This window comes from Ruegeria sp. BJ6, from assembly GCF_056537885.1.
Map to the genome: position 1 here is coordinate 200,491 of NZ_JBQFSG010000010.1, position 7,176 is coordinate 207,666.

Here is a 7,176-nt window from a genome sequence, read left to right on the forward strand (position 1 = left end):
AAGAAATGATAATCCTCGGCGTCACAGAGACGATCCAACTTGTGGATGGTTCGATTGAACTACCGATCATGAGAGCGCTCAGGGAGACAACACAAGTCGTTGCGCTAGCTGCTCCAGCAATCGCTGGAGCTCTAGACGCTATTCTTGGAATGGATGACGAAGCAGAGAAGACAAAGCTTCGCAACAGGCTGGATGGAATTCTGAAAGGGACTGAGGAAAACAGTAGCCCGGGGTTAGAGGTCGCTCCCCCAGCATACAAGCTCATTTCGTTCTCCGGAGATAGCATCGACGCATTTGGCCATATCCGCGAAGCGACGCCGGTTGACCAAGTAGATATCTTTGATTGTCAGACAATTTCCATCGTCCGAGCAGAGGACGCCACTCTGCTTCTCGTGAAGTCAGACGAAAACTCTCAGACCATTGAATTACTAGAAAATGCCGGGATAGACATAAGAATCCAGTGGGCTGATTGATGCCCGCATTAGCACCTGATGGTCTTGTATATTCGCCACCCTCCACAGCAAGTGTGTTAAGCTTTCACGGCGGAGGATTCCTGGGCTACTTTTCAGCACTAGTGGCAAATGCGCTGAAGTTGAGAAAAGAAAAGCTTGGAGACAACAGTGCTCTAACAAGCAGTTTTGACATCATCTGCGGTACTTCGGTAGGTTCAATCCTCGCCGCGTCAGTTGCCGCGGAAATCCCAACAGACGAAGTCCTCTCACTAATGCGAGACAATGGGGAGGATATTTTTCCAGAACGGCGCTACTGGAAAACCAAACCTGGGATTACGTCAGCTCGTTTCTCTTCGGGTAAACTGAGGGAAGTTCTGGAGGAAAAACTAAAAGATAAGCGCTTGGGAGATATGAATAAAGCCCTCCTGATTCCTGCCGTAAATGAAACCAAAGGATGTCCTGAGATCTTTAGGAGTTACGATCGAAGCCAAGAAGAGATCAAACTCGTAGACGTCATTTTGGCATCGGCTGCAGCCCCCGGCTACTTCCCATTGCACAGGATAGGCGATCAGCGGTATGCGGACGGCGGAATGATCGCCAACGGACCGGAGCTTATTGCCGCTTCCGACTTAGTTTCTTTGTTCGACATACCTATTGAAGCACAGAGAACTTTAAGCATCGGTACTACAAAGGGTGCAGCTAGCAGCTTGGTGCCACTCAGTCACAAAGATAATTGGGGGTTGAAAAAGTGGGTGCACAAGTACGAACGCTTGCAACCGCTGCTCATGGAAGGTCAAGTAACCTTACAAAGAGAGCTTTTAGGTAGCCTCGGACCGCGGAAGACAATTCACTTGGACGTAGAGTTGGGTACCGAGCAACTTGAAAATGTTCACCTGGTGCTCGCAAATGAAATTGCGAGGCAAACCCTCGAAAAAGCCGCATCACAATGCACATCTGCGGTGTCTGCAGAGGAACGAAACAAAATTGACGTACTACTATCTAGAGACGCTCGAACAGTAGCGTACTTTTCGCATCCGGGCACAGGATTGCTCAGACCCGGATTTCTGTGAGCGCATTAGACAATCGAAAAAGACTACCATGGCTGTGCTTGCCTGGTGAAATGGTTGGACCTTTAAGCTCCACCAGACTAGACGCTGCCCAGTAAGGGGCAAACAACTAACATAATGGACCCTAGCGGACGGCAGAGGAGAGGCCTTGAATTGGTGCTCAGACCACCAATCCTGGACCACAGGAAGCGACCGGCGCAGCGGCCATTCGCCTGCAGTCAGCGTGGATCATCGAAGAGACACAAAAGAACCGCACGGCAACATTCGATACGCCAGCGCACTATCAATGCATGCGTTCGGGCAGCGCGTCGTTATTCTGGTCAGTATCCCTTAGTCGATCTTCGAAACATTTCGCCACATCGACGTGCCCGAAGTTCACAAGGCGATCATAAGCGTTAGCCCCCTGGCTAGAATCGCATATGTTGGCGTCTTCGTTCAGTAAGGTTTCGATCAACCAAGGGTCCCCGATCTCCGCTGCCCACAAGAATGGCGTCAGACCATCCTCTTTATTTGCCACGCGCGTATTAGGGTTGGCCCCTCCGTCGTGGAGCAATGTCATCACAATTCTCCTAGAGGCGCCCTTGGGAAACTTGGGCGTGAACTCTTCGTTAAGTACATTCAGCAATCGCGCAAGTTCGGGACGGGACGACAGCAGTGCTTTAATCTCATCGCTCAAGAACGGCGATACGCTCACTTGTGATCTTGTCGGCAATAGACCCACTGCGTTTTGAAGTTCCGTCTTTGGACACTGCGAACTTCCAGCCCAATTTTTTTGGAACATAGAAACAGCGTCATAGAGCGGTGTCTGGCCAAACTTGCCTTGCACCTCAACGTCAGCGCCAGCATCGATCAGTTTTTGCACCCAAATTGGCTTGCAAAGGCAAACCGCCAGTTGCAAGCACGTTCGTCCGCTTTTATCCTGTTGGTTTACTATTGTGCGCGCAGGGAGATCAGCATTTTCCCCTGTTGTTTCCATAATGGCGCGCATTACGTCTTGCACCGTCACGAGACTCTTACTGGTTTCCATAGTGAGTTTTGTTTGCCGCTGTTTTGTCTCCAAGAAAGGATAAGGAAAGTTTTCTAAGAGCTTTCCGGCTTGCTCAAACTCAACGGTGGCTAAACCATAGGCTTCAGCCCAACCTCGCCATTTTTTGAAAATACTCTTTTGTTTTCTTTTGAGAGCGGGAGCCGCGATGAGGATGAGATATAGTGCTGTCCTGAACTGATGTGGGCAGCGCCACTTAGACCATGTTGCAGATTGCTCGAACTCAAGCATCGCCTGTTCAAAGTTTCCGCACTGAACTTCAAGTATTCCTTTGAAAATGTGTAACTCAGACGGCCTTAGATGTTTTTCTGGCCTCGCTTCAATGGCGTTAATACACTCTCTTGCCTTGGTTAGGTCACCCAATTCCTTGCGGCGGTTTGGATCTAGTAACTTTACCAGCTCGAGCACGGAATTTTCTGTAACTGGATCGAATGTTTCTAAGTCCGCATATGGTCCGGCTAGCAGAGACTGTAGCGCTGGCTGAATTTGCTCAATCGTGATGATATAGGTAGGCATGTATGCGGAATTCGCAGCGAGGTTTTGTTGGCAGTAGCGCGCGTAAGCCCTCGCCAAAAGAAGCGCCACAGCTTGCTCACGCTCAACGGTGGCAATTTCCAAGATTGTAGAAACGCGCATTTCCGTTCCGTTTTCCCAGCCCTTTACTTGTTCTTCCCAAGTTTCTTGTCGTTTTGAACGCCTGAGAGTGGAAATTTTAACCAGCGCTTCGCTCCAAGATTTTCCCTCTCGAAATGCACGCCAAGCAATAGGAACCGCGGAATTCGGGTCGTTCATCAACGTCCGCACTTGTTGGTCGTCCAGAAGCGGGCAATACAAGGAAAAAACCATGTACCAATAGCTTCTCGCGTATCGATCAAAGGTACGCCTCACTTCGTGTGATGGAAGCGGCCCGCAATCAATTTCCGACACGTGTTCGATATAGCCTTGCAAGGCAATCCGCAGGTCGTTGATCAGTTGCTTTGATGGATCTAAAAGACTCACTGTTTTGGAAGCGTACCTTCTCAGTATTTTCGCGGCATCTTCAACGCTCAAAGGAGTGTCATCGCGAAGTCTCTCGATGGCTTTATCCATCGCTTTTTTGGTTTTTACGTCTGGTTGCGCTGTGAAATTCTGCAAAAAGAACGCGACAATTTCACTAATCTGAGGGATCGGGCTAAGTTCATTTTTCTCCATTGCCCTTAAACTCCCTGAGACTTCAAAAATTGTACTTGTGCTTTCAATATCGACAGCGTTTTTCGATCGCTCGGGCTTGAGGGGACGATTTGAACGCCACCATTGGGCAGAGTAAGCTTTCCATGCTTGCCCCCGCGGTAAAAAACCGACCCAAGCTTCACTTCTGTTTTAATCATTTTGTGGATGTCTTTGTCGTTGCAGTACTTCATACTTGTATCCTTGATAATGGCGGACACTCTTGGCGTCCGCCACAATGAGTTTTGGTTATTTGAGCCTTGAAACTTTGGAACTGGCCTGCTTGGCGGCTGCAGATTCCGCCCTTGCCGCGAAGGAACCTTTGGGCACTTTTCCGCCAGAAGATTTTGCCGTGGCACTTTTGATCCGGCTAACTGCGGAAGAGGTCATTGAAGTTCGTTTTGCCATGTGATTGCTCCTTTGTTTTCACAACTGAGAAGATCCACGAGGCTTTCTTCCAATACTAGGCGGTGAATTGGCGACAGTAATTTATAAATTTAAATCAAGTACTTATGATTTTTGGATATCGCGCTCTGCGGCTGCATCTAAGCTTTGGTTTACCGAAGTTGGCCTGGCGGCCATCAAAGTGACTTTGGCCAACCCATAAGAATAATCTATGAAATTGATTGAAAAACAAAACTTATTAGAATGGATCAAAAGTGTTAGATCTGTTCACGACGAGACAGGGAGTCACATTTTCTGAACCGAGCTTTCTCAGACATTGGCGTTTCGCAGGAATTAACGTGAGGCGAGGTTTGGTGGCTTGATGGAAGATGTGCTTTCGTCTTCGGCGATATCTCTGTTTCTAAATTAAAATCTGCCAAAACCTTAGCCATGATTGGAGACTGAAATGGACGGAAGCGACAATGCCAGCATGGGTAAATGCCCTGTCATGCACGCAACCTCGGGGGTCAGGTCGAACCGCGACTGGTGGCCCAACCAGCTGAACCTCAACATTCTTCATCAGCACGCGCCTGCGTCCAATCCAATGGGCGGGGAGTTCAACTATGCCGAAGAGTTCAAAAAGTTGGACCTGAAGGCGCTCAAGCAGGACCTTTATGCGCTGATGACCGACTCGCAGGATTGGTGGCCTGCGGACTACGGACATTATGGCGGTCTGTTCATTCGTATGGCCTGGCACAGTGCAGGCACCTACCGGACGGCAGACGGCCGTGGTGGCGGTTCGACCGGTACGCAAAGGTTCGCGCCGCTCAACAGCTGGCCGGACAACGGCAATCTGGACAAGGCGCGCCGCCTGCTGTGGCCGATCAAGCAGAAATACGGAAACCAGATTTCGTGGGCCGATCTGATGATTCTGGCGGGGAACTGCGCCATCGAGTCCATGGGCGGCAAGACCTTTGGCTTCGCCGGAGGCCGCGAGGATATCTGGCAACCCGAAGAGGACATCTATTGGGGGACTGAGACCGAGTGGCTGGGGGATGAGCGTTACAGTGGCGAGCGTGATCTGGAAAACCCGCTGGCCGCCGTTCAGATGGGCCTGATCTATGTGAACCCGGAAGGTCCGGATGGCGAGCCGAACGTTCTGGCCTCGGGCCGTGATATCCGTGACACTTTTGGCCGGATGGCGATGAACGATGAAGAAACCGTTGCGCTTGTCGCTGGTGGCCACACCTTTGGCAAAGCGCATGGCGCGGGTGATCCTGAACTGGTCGGCCCCGAGCCCGAAGCGGCCCCGATCGAGGCGATGGGCCTGGGGTGGATCAACGACTTTGGCAGCGGCAAGGGTGACGACACCACCACCAGCGGCATCGAAGGCGCCTGGACCGCAAACCCGACGAAATGGGACAACGGCTATTTCGACCTGCTGTTCGGATATGACTGGAACCTGACCAAAAGCCCGGCGGGCGCGTGGATCTGGGAACCCGTCGGTGTCCGGGAAGAGGATATGGCCCCGGCAGCGGGTGATCCGTCGAAAAAGGTCAAGACCATGATGACCACCGCCGACATGGCGATGCGCATGGACCCGATCTATGGCCCGATCTCAAAGCGGTTCCATGAAAATCCTGATGAATTCGCGGATGCCTTTGCGCGCGCGTGGTTTAAGCTGACCCATCGCGACATGGGCCCGCGCTCCCGCTATCTGGGTGAGGAGGCACCGGAAGAGGAATTGCTGTGGCAGGACAATGTTCCGGCCGTCGATCATGATCTGGTTGATGACGGGGATATCTCCGGGCTGAAGGCAAGCATCCTGGCCTCTGGCCTATCGGTATCCGAACTGGTTTCGACGGCCTGGGCGTCGGCTTCGACTTTCCGGGGGTCCGACATGCGCGGCGGTGCCAATGGCGCACGTATCCGTCTGGCGCCGCAGAAGGACTGGGAAGTCAATGAACCTCTGAAGCTGTCCAAGGTCCTGACTGCGCTGGAGGCTGTGCAGACTGCCTTTAACGATGCGCAATCGGGCAACAAGAAAGTGTCGCTGGCCGATGTAATCGTACTGGGCGGATGCGCTGCAATCGAGCAGGCCGCCAAAGCGGCGGGTCATGATGTTGAGGTTCCGTTCAACCCGGGCCGCACGGATGCGTCCCAGGACCAGACGGATGTTGCATCCGTAGGGATGCTGGAACCGATTGCAGATGGTTTCCGCAACTATCAGCGAAAGGAATACAGTGTTTCAGCAGAGGAGTTGCTGGTCGACAAAGCGCAACTGCTCACTTTGTCCGCGCCCGAAATGACAGCTCTTGTCGGCGGTATGCGCGTTCTTGGTGCAAATTCCGATGGGACGTCTCATGGTGTCTTCACCGACCGAGTCGGGACACTTAGCACGGACTTCTTCGTCAACCTTCTGGACATGGGGACCGAGTGGAAACCGGCCGCAGACGGAGGCGGCGTGTATGAAGGCCGCGATCGCACCACGGGCGACGTCAAATGGACAGGAACCCGTGTTGATCTGGTCTTTGGCTCAAATTCCCAGCTGAGAGCGATTGCGGAAGTGTACGGTCAGGCTGATGCCGGAGGCAAATTTGTCTGCGATTTCATCTCTGCATGGAACAAGGTGATGAACGCTGATCGGTTTGATCTGAAGTAACTTCACCCGGATATTGGTGAACTGCGCCGTCACGGGAAACCGTGGCGGCGTTTTCTATTGGTGAGTTTCTGGTGAAAGTCGTGTTGGAGGTACGATTCCGTTCCCAGGCGGTCTTCTGGGTCTTATAGCGGATGGTTTTGGGGGAGTGTGACCAGGGAAAATAAGTGCATTATTAACCTAAGTTATTGTTTTCATTAAAGTGGGTAAGTTTTCACCGAGAAATGTGAAGTTTTTTCAAAATGGGGGTTGCAGGTCTCGGACCTAATCCGTAAATACCCCTTCACCGGCGCTGCTGAGGCGCTTGGGACGCGGCGGAAGCGGCGGAGACGCTCAGGATAGACTGGGGGCATCTGAGGTTAT

The 7,176-nt window shown here is 52.0% G+C and carries 6 protein-coding genes; 4 read left to right on the top strand and 2 right to left on the bottom strand.

The annotated features are described in order from the left end of the window. The first annotated feature begins 5 nt into the window (after nucleotides 1–5). Nucleotides 6–473, top strand: coding sequence for a hypothetical protein (locus tag ACR0D6_RS18700; protein WP_480766625.1), 468 nt, complete (start codon nucleotides 6–8; stop codon nucleotides 471–473). After that, nucleotides 473–1,522 (top strand): CBASS cGAMP-activated phospholipase, encoded by a 1,050-nt coding sequence (locus ACR0D6_RS18705; RefSeq protein WP_480766626.1) that lies wholly within the window; start codon nucleotides 473–475, stop codon nucleotides 1,520–1,522. Before ACR0D6_RS18700 ends, ACR0D6_RS18705 begins: the two co-directional genes overlap by 1 nt. A 280-nt stretch (nucleotides 1,523–1,802) precedes the next feature. Here ACR0D6_RS18705 and ACR0D6_RS18710 read toward each other — a convergent pair whose 3' ends face one another. Together ACR0D6_RS18710 and ACR0D6_RS18715 are read right to left on the bottom strand one after the other, a co-directional pair. Continuing rightward, nucleotides 1,803–3,755, bottom strand: a complete 1,953-nt coding sequence (locus ACR0D6_RS18710) for an ankyrin repeat domain-containing protein (protein WP_480766627.1) — start codon at nucleotides 3,753–3,755, stop codon at nucleotides 1,803–1,805. A 5-nt stretch (nucleotides 3,756–3,760) separates the two neighbouring features. After that, nucleotides 3,761–3,991 carry a hypothetical protein gene (locus ACR0D6_RS18715; RefSeq protein WP_480766628.1) on the bottom strand — a complete coding sequence of 77 codons (231 nt, stop codon included), beginning with the start codon at nucleotides 3,989–3,991 and terminating at the stop codon, nucleotides 3,761–3,763. A gap of 17 nt (nucleotides 3,992–4,008) precedes the next feature. Here ACR0D6_RS18715 and ACR0D6_RS18720 point away from each other — a divergent pair, with 17 nt between their 5' ends. After that, nucleotides 4,009–4,182, top strand: a complete 174-nt coding sequence (locus ACR0D6_RS18720) for a hypothetical protein (RefSeq protein ID WP_480766629.1) — start codon at nucleotides 4,009–4,011, stop codon at nucleotides 4,180–4,182. A 438-nt stretch (nucleotides 4,183–4,620) separates the two neighbouring features. Next, nucleotides 4,621–6,816: a catalase/peroxidase HPI gene (gene katG / locus ACR0D6_RS18725; protein WP_480766630.1), complete on the top strand. Its 2,196-nt coding sequence runs from the start codon at nucleotides 4,621–4,623 to the stop codon at nucleotides 6,814–6,816. Nucleotides 6,817–7,176 lie beyond the last annotated feature (360 nt).

Excerpts from the sequence above, each read along its gene's own strand:
- katG (WP_480766630.1), top strand. The coding sequence starts at position 4,621 with ATGGACGGAAGCGACAATGCCAGCATGGGTAAATGCCCTGTCATGCAC.
- ACR0D6_RS18710 (WP_480766627.1), bottom strand. The coding sequence starts at position 3,755 with ATGGAGAAAAATGAACTTAGCCCGATCCCTCAGATTAGTGAAATTGTC.
- ACR0D6_RS18705 (WP_480766626.1), top strand. The coding sequence starts at position 473 with ATGCCCGCATTAGCACCTGATGGTCTTGTATATTCGCCACCCTCCACA.
- ACR0D6_RS18700 (WP_480766625.1), top strand. The coding sequence starts at position 6 with ATGATAATCCTCGGCGTCACAGAGACGATCCAACTTGTGGATGGTTCG.
- ACR0D6_RS18720 (WP_480766629.1), top strand. The coding sequence starts at position 4,009 with ATGAGTTTTGGTTATTTGAGCCTTGAAACTTTGGAACTGGCCTGCTTG.